Origin of the sequence: Paenibacillus sp. FSL H3-0286, assembly GCF_045040705.1 — a bacterium.
Lineage (GTDB): Bacteria > Bacillota > Bacilli > Paenibacillales > Paenibacillaceae > Paenibacillus_AQ > Paenibacillus_AQ odorifer.
This window is the reverse complement of record NZ_CP150285.1, coordinates 1,861,375-1,878,613: the sequence shown is the minus strand read 5'-3', so window position 1 is coordinate 1,878,613 and position 17,239 is coordinate 1,861,375. Positions and strand designations below refer to the sequence as shown.

At 43.6% G+C, this 17,239-nt stretch carries 13 protein-coding genes; 4 read left to right on the top strand and 9 right to left on the bottom strand.

Annotated elements, in window-relative coordinates; translation table 11 throughout:
- Positions 1–102: 102 nt before the first annotated feature.
- From MHB37_RS08075 to MHB37_RS08045, 7 genes are all read right to left on the bottom strand, one after another.
- The gene (locus tag MHB37_RS08075) at positions 103–2,175 is read right to left on the bottom strand and encodes a methyl-accepting chemotaxis protein (protein WP_081387869.1); all 2,073 of its coding nucleotides are present in this window, start codon (positions 2,173–2,175) and stop codon (positions 103–105) included.
- 47 nt (positions 2,176–2,222) lie between these two features.
- Positions 2,223–3,185 carry an alpha/beta fold hydrolase gene (locus tag MHB37_RS08070; protein ID WP_143762377.1) on the bottom strand — a complete coding sequence of 321 codons (963 nt, stop codon included), beginning with the start codon at positions 3,183–3,185 and terminating at the stop codon, positions 2,223–2,225.
- 1,801 nt (positions 3,186–4,986) lie between these two features.
- Entirely contained in the window at positions 4,987–6,018 is a 1,032-nt protein-coding gene (locus MHB37_RS08065) for a glycoside hydrolase family 130 protein (protein ID WP_036675546.1), read from the bottom strand.
- Positions 6,019–6,094: 76 nt separating this feature from the next.
- Positions 6,095–6,928 carry a carbohydrate ABC transporter permease gene (locus MHB37_RS08060; protein WP_076126321.1) on the bottom strand — a complete coding sequence of 278 codons (834 nt, stop codon included), beginning with the start codon at positions 6,926–6,928 and terminating at the stop codon, positions 6,095–6,097.
- 3 nt (positions 6,929–6,931) lie between these two features.
- Positions 6,932–7,813 (bottom strand): carbohydrate ABC transporter permease, encoded by an 882-nt coding sequence (locus tag MHB37_RS08055; RefSeq protein WP_036675555.1) that lies wholly within the window; start codon positions 7,811–7,813, stop codon positions 6,932–6,934.
- A gap of 128 nt (positions 7,814–7,941) precedes the next feature.
- Positions 7,942–9,309, bottom strand: coding sequence for an ABC transporter substrate-binding protein (locus MHB37_RS08050; protein WP_076134055.1), 1,368 nt, complete (start codon positions 9,307–9,309; stop codon positions 7,942–7,944).
- 319 nt (positions 9,310–9,628) lie between these two features.
- Complete coding sequence (locus tag MHB37_RS08045) at positions 9,629–10,408, bottom strand: response regulator (protein ID WP_076126317.1); 780 nt, start codon at positions 10,406–10,408, stop codon at positions 9,629–9,631.
- Between the two features lie 296 nt (positions 10,409–10,704).
- On the opposite strand from MHB37_RS08045, the gene MHB37_RS08040 reads away from it, so the two are divergent.
- The 4 genes from MHB37_RS08040 to MHB37_RS08025 all read left to right on the top strand — a co-directional run bounded on the left by MHB37_RS08040 (position 10,705) and on the right by MHB37_RS08025 (position 15,471).
- Positions 10,705–11,655, top strand: a complete 951-nt coding sequence (locus tag MHB37_RS08040) for a glycoside hydrolase family 113 (protein ID WP_076281104.1) — start codon at positions 10,705–10,707, stop codon at positions 11,653–11,655.
- A 21-nt stretch (positions 11,656–11,676) separates the two neighbouring features.
- Entirely contained in the window at positions 11,677–12,891 is a 1,215-nt protein-coding gene (locus MHB37_RS08035) for an AGE family epimerase/isomerase (protein WP_340395236.1), read from the top strand.
- The gene (locus MHB37_RS08030) at positions 12,891–14,063 is read left to right on the top strand and encodes a glycosidase (protein ID WP_339172473.1); all 1,173 of its coding nucleotides are present in this window, start codon (positions 12,891–12,893) and stop codon (positions 14,061–14,063) included. Before MHB37_RS08035 ends, MHB37_RS08030 begins: the two co-directional genes overlap by 1 nt.
- Before the next feature lie 505 nt (positions 14,064–14,568).
- The gene (locus tag MHB37_RS08025) at positions 14,569–15,471 is read left to right on the top strand and encodes a manganese catalase family protein (protein WP_076126309.1); all 903 of its coding nucleotides are present in this window, start codon (positions 14,569–14,571) and stop codon (positions 15,469–15,471) included.
- A 62-nt stretch (positions 15,472–15,533) separates the two neighbouring features.
- Here MHB37_RS08025 and MHB37_RS08020 read toward each other — a convergent pair whose 3' ends face one another.
- Together MHB37_RS08020 and MHB37_RS08015 are read right to left on the bottom strand one after the other, a co-directional pair.
- Complete coding sequence (locus MHB37_RS08020) at positions 15,534–16,094, bottom strand: GNAT family N-acetyltransferase (protein WP_405169131.1); 561 nt, start codon at positions 16,092–16,094, stop codon at positions 15,534–15,536.
- 71 nt (positions 16,095–16,165) lie between these two features.
- Positions 16,166–17,230, bottom strand: coding sequence for a LacI family DNA-binding transcriptional regulator (locus MHB37_RS08015; protein WP_076126305.1), 1,065 nt, complete (start codon positions 17,228–17,230; stop codon positions 16,166–16,168).
- Positions 17,231–17,239: the final 9 nt, after the last annotated feature.

The window sequence follows — 17,239 nt, the reverse complement described above, 5'->3', positions numbered from 1 at the left end:
TTAGTTAGCTAATTTATAGCCTTTTGAATAGCACAAAGACCAGTCCCAAATAATTGGAGACTGGTCTTTGTAGTTAAAAATATTTACTTAGGTTATGCAAAGTTACAAATTAAATTTGGACAGTTTTTCTTGCAACTGCCGGGACGCATGCTCAAGCTGCTCAGACAGCTCCACTAAATGATCACTCACACTTTGTTGCTCCCCGCTAAGCGAAGCCACTTCTTGAGAAGCTGCTGATGATTCTTCTGCAATGGAGCTGATATTGCCCATCGAATTTGACAGCACCTTCTGGGATTGGCTCAAGCTATCCATCGATAAAGCAACAGATTCCAAGCGTGTAATAAAATGACGCATCTGATCCTGTACAGATACGAAGATATCGCTAGTGCTCTCAACTGAAGTAACCTGCTGATTAAAAAGAGGGGCTACTTCCGAGAGAACACCTACGGTCTCGTTCATATCCTTCATAATGGTGTCTGTTATATTAGCCACCACAGCAATGGATTCTTTGGACTGATCTGCAAGCTGGCGTATTTCATCGGCCACTACCATAAATCCCCGGCCGGACTCCCCTGCCCTTGCCGCTTCTATCGTTGCATTTAGAGACAAAATATTCGTCTGCTGTGTAATATTCTGCATAACATCAAGCACCTTCATCACTGATGATGTGGTGTCTTGCAGCTCATTCACTTTCAGCACAAGCTTATTCGTCATATCGCCCGTCTTATTGGTCTTGCCAAGCAGCTCTTTTAACTCATTAAAACCTTCTTCACTAAGCACGCCGATACTATGTGCGGTATGATCCATCTCATGCGTAGCTGAGTTCACTTTGTTCATTTGCACCGAAATTTGCCCCGTAAGCTCGTTACCCTGGTCCGCCTCCAAAGCTAGGCTGCCTGAACCTCCGGCAATTTCTTCTGTTGCTGCGGCAATCTCTTTGGCTGCCATCGCTGTCTTACGCGATACTCTACTAAGTTCATCGGCAGTTTCCATTACCTTCCTCGCGGTTTCATTAGTATGGATTACCAGTTCTGTGATCCGTTCCATCATCCTATTAAAGGAACCCGATAACTGACCAATTTCATCTCGTGAGGTAATATCCGTACGTACTCCAAGATTTCCATCTGCCCCTTGAGACATTAGATCCTTAAGTCGGGTCAAGGGCTTAGATACCATTCTGTACATCCAGTAACCAATTAGAATGGCGACAATAGCAGCCACCGCAACAATAATATATGTAGTTTTTAGAATACGAAGTGCGTCTTTCGTAAGATTCTCAGCCGGAACAACACCAAGCAATCTCCAGCTGGAGCTTTCCATCGTCCCGTACACAGCCAGAATGGATTTTCCTTTCTCATCCTTCGTTGGCAATGACCCAGCCTCATGCTCCAAACCATGAAGAAGAGTCCCTCCCAGACTGAGATAAGTATCTGTTCCCACTTGCTGGGACGATGCGATCAATTCATCCTTATCCGTCAGCAATTGCATGTAAGAGCTGGGTCCGAGATCAACTTTACGAAGCTGATTTTCTAATTCACTAATTCTAATGTCACAGATAATTATGTATCCCGGGCTTTGTGTATCCCCAGCTATCGATTGTGCCAAATGAAACATACCCGAAGTATTTCCGGCTTGCCCCTGTTCTGTTCGGGGAATCCACAATGTTTGTGGTTGCTCCTCAAGCTGCTTGAACCATGAGGACTCTCTGAATTCTTTGATAAAAGCGCTGTCTTTTGATCCCGCTGACGAAGTAGGGACTTCCTGATTCATCGGGATGAGGTATACAGCTTCTACCCCCTTTGATGCGGTCAGCCAGGCATTTAGCTCGGCGCTAATCTGGTTGGACTGCAAATTACGATCCTCATTACTTGTAGTGGGATTATTCCCTTGTTTGAGTGCATCCTGAATCTCATTGTTGTAAAGAATTCTTCCTAGGCCATCCTCATAACGCAATAATTCAACATCAAACTTCTCTGCAGCTTGGACGACTGTCTGTTGATTGGCTGACAGCGCGTTATTCTCGATCGTTTGCTCAGCTACGGAATAGGAAATGTAGCCAAGTGAGAGAACGAGCACCATTGTTGAGATGAAGAAGATGAGAAAAAGCCGCACCCCAATCGATTTGGCAGGGTGCAGCTGGAAATGCGCCTTTTCTTTTTTTACTTGCGACTTCATCAATTGTTCACCACCGTTGTCTTCAGTTATGCCTGCTGGCTTATCTCTTACAAGGTCATGAACAATTCCAACGCCCGATCGGCAAGATATGGTAAATACTCATGACCGTACTCATAATAAACCATAAGCTCTTTGGACGCTAGTATTTTATTGTATGCGGCGAATTGAGTTGAAGGTGGACAAATCGTATCGGATAACCCGGTAACCCACAGTACTTTGGCCTGTATTCTTTCGGCAAGATTCTGAATATCGATATAACCGAGCCTATTAAAAATCTCATCCTCACGCAAATGATGGGGATCAAAAAACCGGAAATAATAGTTGATCTCCTCATAAGCTGAAGTGGTAATATCCAGCTCCCAAGCACGTTTATAATCTGAAAGGAAGGGATATACAGGCAGGGCTATTTTTATGCGAGGCTCTAATGCTGCACAAGCCACAGTCAGCGCTCCACCTTGAGATAGTCCAAAGGCACCTACACGTTCAGGATCAACTTCATCCATAGACATCAGAACTCGGGCAGTCTGTGCCGTATCCAAGAACACATTGCGATAATAAAGGTTATCAGGATTAGGATCATCCATCCCTCGAATGATATGTCCGCGTATCGTAGTCCCTTTTACGGTAAGGTTATCTTCGGAGAGGCCACCCTGGCCGCGACAATCCATCGCCAGGACGCTAATCCCGTGAGCAGCATATGCCACCTTCTCCATCCAATCCCCGCTGTCACAGGAGTATCCATGGAACATCACTACACCGGGACCTTTTTTATGTACGCTGTTCTTCGGTCTTACATATTTGCAATGGATTCTTGCACCGCCAACTCCGGTAAAATACAAATGAAAACATTCCGCAAGTTCACTGACAAACTCCGCTGGTTCCAGTTCATAATCCAGCGCCTGTGCATCCAGATCACGCAATGCCCGCTCCCAAAATTGCTCGAAATCATCCGGTTTTGGACTACTTCCGTTATATTCCTTTAACTGTGACAAATTCATGTCGCTTCCCAAAATATTGTTCCTCCTTAAGTTATGTAACGATATTGTTCGCTTGCTGTTCGTAACCGCGAAGCAACGTTAGAGTTACTATGCTAGATAGAATCGGAAAACCCCATATGGGTTTTCCGTTGATGTATGGATAGTTGCGATGGAATAGTGGGATGGGATAGTGAGATGGGATAGTGAGATCGGATAGTTGGGTTTTCTGCGACTGGATAGTTTAGTCGCAGCTCCGAGGCTGGATAGTTGCACTTTGTGCAGCTATTACAGTTGAATATGTGTGTTTTCCCTCCTAGTTGCACTTTGTACAACTAAAAAACGGTAAAAGGAGCTTTTGGTGGTTACTTCGCTGATATAGTTGCACGAAGTGCAATTATATCGCTTAGCACCTTAGGTATAGTTAGTTTAAGTGCACAGAGTGCAACTATTTACGTCTGAGCCATAGAGTAACTAAGCAACAGAGTAGCAGAGTAGCAGAGTAGCAGAAACGCCAACAGAGCCACATTCACCACTCACTCGCTGTTTGCCTATTACCTCCACAACTAATCATATTCCACGTACCTACTACCTTCTTATTACCTCTACAACCACTCACATTCCACTTATCCGCTACCTTCTTATTGCCTTCACAACTAATCACATTCCACGTACCTACTACCTTCTTATTACCTCCACAACCACTCACATTCCACTTGCACGCTACCTTCCTATTGCCGTCACAACACCCACATTTTCCATCTTGCCTATTAACTTCTTTATAATCGGCACAGTAACAGCTTCTGGCTGGATAGTTGTACTTTGTGCAGCTATTATAGCTGAATATGTGTTTTTTCCCTTTTAGTTGCACTTTGTACAACTAAAAAACGGTAAAAGGAGCTTTTGGTGGTTACTTGGCTGATATAGTTGCACGAAGTGCAATTATATCGCCTAGTAACCAAAGAAATGTTAGTTTAAGTGCACATAGTGCAACTATTTACGTCAGAGCCATAGAGTGACCAAGCCATAGAGTAACTAAGCAACAGAGTAGCAGAAGCGCCAACAGAGCCACATTCACCACTCACTCGCTGCTTGCCTATTACCTCCACAACTAATCATATTCCACGTACCTACTACCTTCTTATTACCTCTACAACCACTCACATTCCACTTATCCGCTATCTTCTTATTGCCTTCACAACTAATCACACTCCACGTACTTACTACCTTCTTATTACCTCTACAACCACTCACATTCCACTTACACGCTACCTTCCTATTGCCTTCACAACACCCACATTTCCACCTCGCCTATTAACTTCTTTATAATCGGCACAGTAACAGCTTCTGGCTGGATAGTTGCACTTTGTGCAGCTATTACAGCTGAAATATATTTGTTTCTAATCTTAGTTGCACTTTGTACAACTAAAAAACGGCAAAAGGAGCTTTTGGTGGTTACTTCGCTGATATAGTTGCACGAAGTGCAACTATATCGCCTAGTGACCAAAGAAATGTTAGTTTAAATGCACAAAGTGCAACTATTTACGTCAGAGCCATAGAGTGACCAAGCCACAGAGTGACTAAACAACAGAGTGATCAGAATCGCCAACAGAGCCGAATTTCCCCCTAGCCTGCTACTTATCTATTACAGGCGATAATGTGCCGTTCTGTTGTACAATCTGCAACAGAACACGGAGGTCGCACAAGGCAACCTCCGCACTGAGCACACCCAACAACATTCAACACACCAAACCCAAAACACTTCTTGCGAACTCTACGCTACGCAATTCTCCGGAACTCTAGCAAGTTCACTGAAAATATAGGTTATTAAGTCCAATTAGATTTTGCCTAAACCTGCATCATCGCCAACCTCTTCATGGGTTTCGATGACATAGTTGACGATTTCATTAACCGTTGTATAAGCAACGCCTACATAAGTATCAGCAGCGCCATAATAGATGGCGATACGGCCGGTTTCTGCATCATGCAGAGTAGCACATGGGAACAGTACGTTATTCACAAAACCTCTTTCCTCGTACCATTCTTCTGGCGTTAATACAAAGTTCTTCGAGCGATATTTTACTTTCGAGGGCTCATTGATGTCCAAAATAACCGCTCCCATACTATACACAAGACCATTGCACGTTCCAGTTACGCCATGGTAGAACATCAACCAGCCTTCAGTAGTTTCAATCGGCGCTGGTCCGCCACCAATTTTGACACTTTGCCACCAGCCTTGACCACCCTTGGTCATTACATGGCGGTGTTTTCCCCAATATACGAAGTCAGGGCTCTCACTAAGGAATACATCACCAAATGGCGTATGGCCACTGTCACTTGGACGGGACAACATCACGAAGTTGTTGTTGATTTTTCTAGGGAACAGTACGCCGTTCCGGTTGAATGGCAGGAATGGGTTTTCCAAGCTGATAAATGTTTTGAAATCTTGTGTTTTTGCTACCCCAATAGCTGCTCCGTAGAAATCTGTACACCAGATAATATAAAATGTATCTTCAACCTTCACCAGACGCGGATCGTAAGCATAACGCGGCTGATAAGGATTACCTTCTTCATCTATAAATCGGATCGGCTCATCATCGATTTTCCAATCTAAACCATCCACACTATGTCCCATACGCAGATGCGGACGAGTAGTGTTATCTTCTACACGAAATACACCAATAAAACTGCCTTCATACGCAGCAACCGCACTATTGAAAATACGGGCTACACCTTTTGCAGGATTTCTTTTGATAACCGGGTTATCATTATGTCTCCAAATCGGATTCTCGTAGCCAGCAGGCTTTTCTTGCCAAGGCATGTTCGGGATGTTAATTGCACTTGCTCCAACCAATTTTACTTCACTCATTAGTTTTCCCTCCAAATGTATGCAACTTTTCAGTATGCTATTTTATCTAGTACTGTTATTAAATTTACTGTTGAGCTCACTTTACAGAACCTTGCGAAAAACCATTGTAGATATATTTTTGCAAGGCGGTAAACACAACCAATGTAGGTATAATTGCGATCATAATCGCCGCACATATTACTTCCCACTGCGATCCATATGGACCTTTAAACTTAAAGAGTGCTGTGGAGATCGTTTGCAGATCTGTTTTCGGCATATAAAGGAAAGGGGTGTAAAAATCGTTATAAATATTAACACCCTTCACGATCACTACAGTTACAATCGCCGGCTTCAACAGTGGCAAAATAATTCTCCAATAAATCGTCCAATACGAAGCTCCGTCCAGCATCGCGGATTCATCCAGTGACTCGGAGATCGAGTCCAAAAACTGCATGAAGATATAAACAGCGATAATATCCGTGCCCAAGTACATAACGATTGGTGCCCATCTGGTATTAAATAATCCCAAGTGATTGATGATTTGGAAAGTAGCTACTTGTGTAGTTACACCTGGAATCAGGGTGGCAATCAGGAACATACTAATTAGGATCTTACTGCCTTTAAATTTGAAGCGCGATAAAATATAAGCCATCATCGAACCCGTCAACGTAGCACCCGCAATAGAAATCACAACGATAATGACAGTATTTTTAAAACCGAGCAGCATTTTTCCGTCTACAAAAGCCTTAGTGTAGTTGGAGAAATTCAACCAATTCTCTGGCAGCGTTAACGGTCCGGTAGAAGCATATTCGGCTCCGGTTTTTAATGAAGCGAAAAACACGACCACGATAGGTATCAAAGCTACAAGTGCTCCCAAAATCAAGGTGAGATATTTGAATATACTAGCAGTGGTATATTTTACAGAATGCATAGTTTATTTCTCCTCCTTGATCAGAACGCGCTGCAAAATAGTAACGATGATAACAATACCCAGCAATACCACGGCCATCGCCGATGCCAAACCAACCTTGCTGTATTTGAAAGCTACATCGACCGTCTGAATTACGAATGTACTACTTCCGTTAGATCCGCCTGTCATGACGTATGGAATTTCGAATACCCCAATGGCGCCACTAACCGCAAGAATCAAGTTCAATTGCAGAATACGTTTAATGCTTGGCAAAATAATATGCATAAACTGATGCCATCTGTTTGCACCGTCAATTTCAGCGGCCTCATAGATATCCTTACCAATAGAAGAAATAGCTCCGAGGAAAATCAGGAAGTTCATTCCCATGTATCTCCACAGTGACGCACCTGCGAGCGAGAAGTTAATCAAATTAGGATTTAGAAGCCACTTCTGCTGCAGACTGCCAAGCCCAATCAGATTGAGAATCGTATCTAACGTTCCATCTGGTTTGAAAAAGAACAGGAAGATAAAACCGATTGCTACACCGTTTAGCAAGGTCGGGAAGAACAAAATCCCTTTAAACAAGTTTTTCATGCGAACACTAAAGCTCAAGATGGTTGCAAAATACAAGGCAAGTGCCATCTGAATAAAGGTGGTAAAGAAATAATACAAACTGACCTTAAACACAGAAAAATACTCAGGTTTCGTAAAAATGGTCTTGTAGTTTTCTAAACCGACATATTCCATATTTTTGCTCAATCCATTCCAACTGGTGAAGCTGTACCGAAACATACTGATGACTGGATAATAAGCGAATGTGAGCAGCAACAATATCGGCACTAATGAGAATAAGATGATGATAGCGATTCTTTGATTTTTATAGCTCAAATTTGAAAACTTAAACACCCGATACACCTCCAGAAAAAGCATCCTCATTTATTTAAGACTCGTTTAAATGTGAAGGGGGAAATGCTTGTTAGCATATCCCCTCCCACATTCACTACCGCCTATAGCATCTAAGAAGCTTATAGTTGTTACTGTGCTGTGACTTTAGCGCGAGCGGCTTTCCACTTGTCGTTCAGGTCTTTCATGATGTCATCATAGGATTCTTTTCTGTTGCCAATCGCTGCTTCAATAATCCGTTTCTTGAAGTCTGGCTGCCAAGCACCGATCTCAGCTTGTTTGTCGATTTCATCAGACCAGCCTTCTTCACCAGCTTTAGCAGGAGCAAGAGTATCAAAGGTTACATCTGTACCTTCATATTGTTTCAGGATTTCTGGAAGCTCTGCACCGATAGCCGGGCTCATACCGCCGCCTTCAGTTGTAGGATAGTTAGATTCGTTGATGAACCAATCCACCCAAGCTCTAGCAGCTTCTTTGTTTTTACTGTGCACGCTGACACCCAGATTGTAGTCCCCAGCAAGCGGCACAAGGATTTTATCCGCATTGGTTGGGAAAGGCATAAATCCAACATCGTCTGGATTTGTAGCCAGGCCTTTGATTTGCCCAATTGCCCAAGATCCAAGCACCATAGTCCCAATTTTTCCGTTGGCCAGATCAGCTTTGGAAGATTCCCAGTCTGTTGTAGTTGGATCTTCTTCAATCAAACCTTTTTGTGCTGCATCGTACAGAATTTTGTACAATTCATAGTGTGGTTGACCCGCTACATAGTTGTCGTCGCTAGCCACTTGAGCAATGTTCACATAATCACGGTCACCAGCTACTGTAGCCAGATCCGCTTCCCATTGTGTCAATGTCCAGCCTGCTGCGTAATTTGTGTAAAGAGGAACAGCTTGTGTTTTGTCTTTAATAGTCTGCAGAGCAGTCAAGAATTGTTCAGGGGTTTTGGGAACCTCTGTAATTCCGGCATCTTTGAAGACTTGTTTGTTATAGATAATCCCGTTAAAGTTGATAGTCATCGGAATACCATAGGCAACTCCGTCTACTGCACGTTCTTCCAACCCTGTGTATTGTTTGCTCATTTCTTCAAGCTTGCCAAGGGGTTCGAAGAAATCAGGAATATCTTTTACAGCTATGCTAGTAGGTAACAAAAGAACGTCGCCATAATCACTAGTGCTCATACGAATTTTAATTTGATCTTCGTAAGTAGCGAGCGCTTCAAAGTTCACCTTTACATCAGGATATTTCTCATTAAATTTAGCCGCATACTCTTTGAATACGGTATCAACAATATCTGTTCTTTGCGTTATGACTGTGATATCCCCTTTGATATCCTTGGCTGCTGTACCATCAGCTGGAGCAGTTGCCTCTGCTGAAGAACCATTGTTTCCTGTGTTTTTAGCAGCTTCATTGTTAGTGTTGTTGTTTGAGGAACAACCGCTAAACAATCCCGCCACAAGTGTTAGTGCCATCAAGCCCATCATTGTTTTGCCTTTTTTCATGCTGTTACGACCCCTCTCTTCAATTCAACTCTAGTTTTAGGTAAATAACAAAAATAATAACTTTTATCATCACTCATAACTTGAAAGAGTAGCCATTAATACCGGATTATCTGAATTACTCTTGAAAACAAGTGATGATATCGCTTACAAACCCATTATAAATCTATTTTCGACGCAAAACGATGGTTTCAATTGCTTTTTCTGGTCTTGTATTTGTTATTTTTGTTTTACTTATAACAATTTTGTTATCTAATTTATAAAAATATCCACAAAAAAAGAGAGCTTTTCGCCCTCCTAATAAATAACTTCCTATATATGCCTAAAACTCACGTTCAATTTTCGGGAATTTACAGCCGCTTTTATAATCCTTAGGTGTCATACCACACATTTTCTTGAACAATTTATTAAAATATACCGGATCGCTATAACCCACCTTCTCGGCAATTTCATAATTTTTCAGGTCAGGATGCTCCATTAACAGTTCCTTTGCTTTAGAAATTCTAATCCGAATCAGATAGTCTGTGATCGTCTGCCCCGTCTTTAATTTGAACAAACGGCTGAGATAACTCGCATTCATGCCCACCATCTCCGCTAGGCGTTCAAGCTCGAAGTTCTGATCATACTCTCTCTCCAGAATACTTTTTGTCTGCTCAACTACATAATGTTCTCCACCATCCGCAGCTTGTGAGAAAATCTCCTCATGCTCCGTCACGGTCTTTTTCTTTACATCCTCTACTCTCTTAAGCAGTTCATATAGCTGAGTCTTATCAATCGGTTTAAGCAAATAATCCATCACCCCATGACGGATCGCTCGACGGGCATATTCAAATTCACTAAAACCGCTAAGGACAGCAATAGGGATATCCTCCATATGGTCTCTAGCCTGTTCAATCAGCTTAAAACCATCCATTCTAGGCATTTTGATATCTGTAATAAGCAGATCTATATCCTCCCGGGATAACTTTTCTAAATGTTCCCAGGCTTCCAACCCGTTGCCGTAAGATCCAATTACATGTACGTCTATTTCCATTCTGGATGTGATTTTTTCGAGCCCCCTGCGAATGACTTCCTCGTCGTCCGCAATCATAACATTTATCATTTGAGTAATTCCCTCCAGTTGTATCCGCCAGTTATTATGATTGCGCTATCATCACGAATAGTATCTCCCCATGTATTACGTCAATGTACGATTGCGCCCTTTTATAGTCTTATATTTACTATAACTAAAGTTATTCAAATTTCCCAGCTTCAACTACAAATTGTCCTTGAAATCATCTGCGAAAAAGTATATAACTAAATTAAGTTGTTATTATAAACTAACAAAACAATAATAACTATCTAACAAAATGAAGATTGCTAATTTTTCTATTTTTGTGTGTAAAGTGAGGATTCTCGATGATGTTAAACAACGAATACATTGCAGGCGTAACCTGGGGTTTCTCGGGTAGACGTGGTTCATGGACAACAGAAGAAGCTGAGTGTTCGCTGGAATTAATGTCCTCTGTCACCGGAGCGAACTGGACGGCCATTGCGCTCAGCGCGCTTCAAGCTACCGCTCATTCTACGGAAATTCCCTACTGGGAGGCTCCAACCGTTAGCGACGAAGAAGTGAAATGGGCTATCAGCAAAGCGAAGTCACTGCAGCTAAAAGTATGCCTGAAGCCGATTGTTAATTGTGCTGACGGAACTTGGCGTGCCCATATTAACTTTTTTGATAAGGATGTCCCTTGCGAGCCTAAATGGTCTGAGTGGTTCAGCTCTTATACTAAATTTATTCTGCACTATGCCGCTATCGCTGAGGAAACAGGCTGTGAAATGTTCTGTATTGGCTGTGAGCTTGTACAGACGGATAGACGCGAAGCCGAATGGCGTTCGCTTATTGCTGAGGTGCGGAAGGTCTACTCAGGTATTCTTACTTATAATTGCGATAAGTATCAGGAGGATAACGTAACCTGGTGGGATGCGCTCGATGTGATTTCTTCAAGTGGGTATTATCCAGCTAGTGATTGGGAGGCTCAGCTCGACCGGATTGAGCAAGTGGTGCACTCACAGAATAAGCCGTTCTTTTTCATGGAAGCGGGTTGCCCAAGCCGGAGCGGAAGCGCCGCGATTCCCAATGATTGGACCTTAAAGGGCGAACCAAGTCAAGAAGAACAGAGTAAATTCTATCAGGCAATGTTTCAAGGCTGTGAGCACAGAGATTGGGTTCAGGGCTTTATGCTCTGGGATTGGCCTACTCATCTTTATCCAATTGAAGAAGCAGTACAGAATGATGATTACTGTATGTACGGTAAGCAAGCCGCTGGGATCATCAACGAATATTTCACCTCAAAAATCACCAAATAATGTGAGGAGTGACTGATTACAATGATTAATTCACCAGAATTATGGTTGACCCAACTTGAGGATGAGCTGAAGGATAATATTCTTAGTTTTTGGATGAAACAGACGAAGGACGAAGTGAACGGCGGTTTTATAGGTGAAATCGACAATCAGCTGAACATTACTCCTAACGCAGAGAAAAGCCTTGTGCTTAATGCCCGGATTCTTTGGTCCTTTGCGAGCGCTTACCGGATCTACGGTAAACCGGAATATCTGGCGATGGCAGAACGTGCTTATACCTACCTGATGGAACACTTCATTGATAAAGAGTATGGCGGATTATACTGGATGGTGGATGCTGAGGGCAGACCTTCTCAAGAGAAAAAGCAGATCTATGGCCAATCCTTTGCTATCTACGCACTGGCTGAATTCTACCATGCGACCGGACGTCCAGAAGTCTTAGAGGATGCGATTCAATTATTCCAGCTAGTTGAGAAATACGGCTATGATTCTATTTATAAAGGTTATGTCGAAGCTTTATCACGGGAATGGCAAATCACTGATAACCTCAGTCTCAGCAGCAAGGATATGAATGAAAAAAAATCTATGAATACCCATCTGCATGTTCTGGAAGCGTATACCGGTCTCTATCGAGTATGGAAGTCGGAGGAACTAAAGAGCACACTAACTGAGCTAATCGAAACGATGCTGGATCATATCATTGATCAGGAAGGCCAGCATTTTCATCTTTTCTTAGATGAGGCATGGAATGTGAAATCAGATATTATCTCCTACGGACATGACATCGAAGGAAGCTGGCTGTTGGTGGAAGCCGCTGAAACCCTTGGAGAAGAGCAACTGCTGCAGCGTGTGCGAACAGTCGCTGTCTCCATGGCAGAAGCCGTTCTTGCGGAAGGTATTGATAGCGATGGAGGGATATGGAATGAAGCTGACCCAAGCGGGCTGCTGAGCAAAGATAAAGATTGGTGGCCGCAAGCTGAGGCGGTTGTTGGATTCTATAATGCTTATCAGCTGACTGGTAACAGCAAATTTAATGAGGCTGCCCAAGCCTCCTGGACTTTTATCGATAAATACATGGTGGATCACAAGCTGGGTGAATGGTACTGGGGCGTGGACGAGAACCTTCAGCCCCTGCCTCACGGATCAAAGGTTAGCGCCTGGAAATGTCCTTATCATAACAGCAGAGCCTGCTTCGAAATGATCGCACGACTGAAATCAACTATAAAGGAGACTGTCTAATGTCATCATTATTCCAAGAACGCAAACAACAATTAACAGAACGTTATGAAGCCCTGATCGCTCGCAAGAACGAAAAGCTTCCTTATGGAAACGGTATTTATGACCGATATGCTCATCCACTGCTAACTGCTGAGCATGCGCCCTTAATCTGGCGTTATGATTTTAACCCAGATACCAACCCTTATTTTGCCGAAAGAATTGGCGTCAACGGCGTCTTCAACCCGGGTGCTATTGCACTGAATGGCAAATTCTATCTTGTTGCTCGCGTGGAAGGCAATGACCGCAAATCTTTTTTCGCTGTAGCAGAAAGCGACAATGGCGTGGACGGCTTCCGCTTCTGGGATCATCCAGTTGTGCTGCCGGAGACAGAAGTTCCTGATATCAACGTCTACGACATGCGCCTCGTTAGCCATGAAGATGGCTGGATCTACGGCCTCTTCTGTACAGAACGCAAAGATCCAGAAGCTCCACATGGTGACCTTTCTAGCGCAGTAGCACAGTGTGGTATTGTTCGCACCAAAGATCTGAAGACCTGGGAACGTCTGGCGGATCTCAAAACAGGCTCTGCTCAGCAGCGTAATGTCGTGCTACACCCTGAATTTGTAGATGGAAAATACGCTTTCTACACTCGCCCACAAGATGGCTTTATCGATGCAGGTTCCGGTGGCGGTATTGGCTGGGGACTCTCGGATACAATTGAAGATGCCGTAATTACCAGCGAGACTATCATGGACGAACGCTACTACCATACCATCAAGGAAGTTAAAAATGGCCAAGGTCCAGCTCCAATCAAAACTGCAAAAGGCTGGCTGCATATTGCTCATGGTGTACGCAACACAGCTGCTGGACTCCGCTACGTGCTATATGCTTTCTTATCTGACCTGGATGAGCCAAACAAAGTTACTCATTCACCTGGCGGTCATTTCATCGCGCCAGACGGTGAAGAACGTGTCGGCGATGTCTCCAATGTCGTGTTCTGTAATGGCGTGATTGCACGTGATAACGGTGAAATCTATATTTACTACGCCTCCTCCGACACTCGTATCCATGTGGCTACAACTACCGTTGACCAAATGTTAGATTATGTGCTGAACACTCCAGAGGATCCCCTTCGTTCTTATGCTTGTGTACAGCAACGTATTGCTCTTATTGATCGTAATTTAGCATTGTAAAAAAAGTTCATAAACCCTAAAAATCAACAGAGCAGCGATTCTCCTATATTAGGAGGATCGCTGCTCTGCGTTTTGATCATTCACTGTTTGCTTCAAGCGAATATCAATCATCCAGAGTAACTTAAGGACTCAGATGACGCTATTCGCATGTATTTAGCCTTCAAAGTAAGTTTTCGGACTCCAGGGGCATTATTCCCTGAAAAGAGTCCCATTTGGGGCGTTTTCTAGGCCGATAGCTGCGCTGGAGTCCGTTAGCATTATAAATATCGGATAATACTGCATATAGGGTCTGCTGTGTCCGTTAGCGGGTTACTATGCGTATTTGATTGCGTATTTGATTGTGATTTTAATTGCATATTTGATAGTATTTGCCGTTTGCCTTTTCGACACAAAAAGCCTTTTACATGACGCACATCCATACTTTTCAGCCCATTCATGAGTAATTCCTATAGATTAAGCTCAAAATAGGTCAGTAACCCCTAACTCCAAGGAGGCTGAGATATTAATGTTCAAACGTATGGATGAAATCATGATTGAGATTCCTGAAGTTGAGAAGCCCGATCCCAATGCTGCTGCCGCTGTTCAGGAATTGCTTGGCGGAAAGTTCGGAGAAATGTCCACCCTTAACAATTACCTCTTTCAATCCTTTAATTTCCGTTCAAAAGACAAACTGAAGCCTTTTTATGATTTGGTGATGAGCATAACAGCGGAAGAGCTTGGCCATGTCGAGCTGGTTTCGCATGCCATCAACAAATGTCTTCGAGGGTCAACAAGTTATAAAGAGCCCGATTCCACCCCTCTAGGGTCCGCAAAAGATGCGCGTCTATCCTATCACTTTCTGGCTGGTGCACAAGGGGCTATGCCTTTTGATTCAACGGGGAACCCGTGGACCGGAGCAAACGTCTTTAATAGCGGCAACCTAGTGGAAGATCTGCTACATAACTTCTTCCTCGAATGCGGAGCCAGAACACATAAAATGAAGGTCTACGAAATGACAGACCATCCAGCTGCACGCGCTGTAGTCGGATTCCTTTTAGTCCGTGGTGGTGTCCACGTGGTCGCTTATGCCAAAGCCATCGAAGTGGCAACAGGTGTTAATGTAACTAAGCTCGTGCCGATTCCTTCGTTAAATAATAAATCATTCAGCGAAGCAAAAAAATATGAAGAAAAAGGCGTGCATACCAAGCTATACACCTGGAGTGAAAGTGACTTCGGCGCCATCGATCAGATTTGGAAGGGAACCCACCCAGAGGATAATCTTCCGCTTGAAGTTATTCAAGGATCCCCTAAAGGCTTTCCGATCCCCGTTGCTCCGGCAGTCGAAGAGGAATTCGCTCCCGGAATCTCCCCCGAAGACTTTAAAGAAATTGCCAAACGCCTCAAAATGGCTGGAAACATTACAGACTAATATTCATAGTGAATCTGGTGAGGAAGTTACTTACAATCTTCCTTACCCTAGATTCACTTTTTTTAATTATACAAACTGCGGAACTCCTCCTCAAGCATGGACATCAGAATCATGTTATGAAACTCTCCGTTTACATAAAGAGCATCCCGCTCCACACCGTCGCGTTGAAAACCAAGCTTCTCATAGACATGAACGGCTCTGGGGTTAAAAGTATATACACCGAGATGGATGCGATGAAGCTTCATAGTTTCAAAGCCATATCGTAGCATTTGAGTCATAGCTTCAGTCCCGTAACCCTTACCCCGATGTTCATGCCCACAAATGCCGATCCGGATATTTGCACTACGATTGTCCGGATCTATTTCATTTAGTACCACTTCTCCAATGAGCTCACCCGTGTCCTTTACTATAATCATAAGATCTACACGATCCTCGGCTGGAACACTAATCTTACGAATCCAAGCTGCCGTTTGCTCACGAGAGAAATCTCCTTGCGATCCTGTTAATTGCCCCATCTCAACATCAAGCAAAAAATTATAATAAGCCTCCAGATCGGATGCTTGCACACCACGTAGTTGAATCTGTTCGCCATCAATCTTTGGGATGGCAACTGGTTCTGTCATAACTAAATTCCCCCTTACTCAAGCAAAACTAGATTCCATGGCTTTTATATACTTTTTAAATCAACAAGGTTCTAGTCTCGCGGCTTATCCACGGAATCACGATGAACAATGTCCGCTGCGATAAGGATTTTCTCAAGCGGTGCAGAAGGATTATGAATACGGCTCAGAAGTTTCTCCACTGCGGCTCGGCCCATCGCTTCTTTAGGAACATGAACAGTTGTAAGCGGTGGAACGCCTCTTAAGGCATCCTCAATATTATCAAAGCCAGTAACCGAGATATCCTCCGGAATATTAAACCCTTCTTCCTTGAGGATGTCACTGACCGAAAGGGCTGTGGAGTCGTTAGCGCAAACCAAGGCTGTCGGGAGTGTTTTGGCTTTTTTACGCTTATTCACCCAGTTTTTAAAATCCTCCTGAAATAAGTCTTCCTCCACCCCTTCCAGAAAAAGATTCGCATCATCTTCCAAAGGCAGTCTTATTCCGCTCTCCTCCAGCGCACTCCGGAAGCCAATCCACCGGTCGCGGAAACTGCGTGAGAATCCAATATTGCCGATAAAATGCATTTGGGTATGGCCTGTGCCCATCAAATGATTCGTAAGTCGAGCCATAGAATCCACATTATTCGCAAACACGGTATCACTTGGAATTAGCGGATCTTCATGGTCAATCAACACCATCGGCAAACCAATACGGTGTACCTCAAGCAGCAAGGAAGTAGAGATTTGGCCCACACCTATCAAACCAAGGATTCCATTGGGATTCAAAATATTAACGAAATTATCCGCACGGTTCTCGGAGATAATGACCATCCCAAGCCCTTCCTGATCCAGCGCAATCGCAATACCATCCACAATTTTTCCCCAATACAAGGAATCCTGCGTCTGAGAACGAATATTCGGCATTAACACCAGCACGGATTGCTTATTCCGATCCCCGCCACCTACCGGGGGGGTGCGTTTTATGCCTTGGACAAAAGCATTTTTCTGCGTAAAATAACCCAGCTGCGATGCCGCTTGAATCACTCGTTCTCTTGTCGTCTCATTAACGCCGCCCTTACCCGAAAGTGACTTGGAGACAACGAATTTGGATACGCCGAGATGATCAGCGATTTTTTGCATGGTGACCTTTTTAGCCATATATAACCC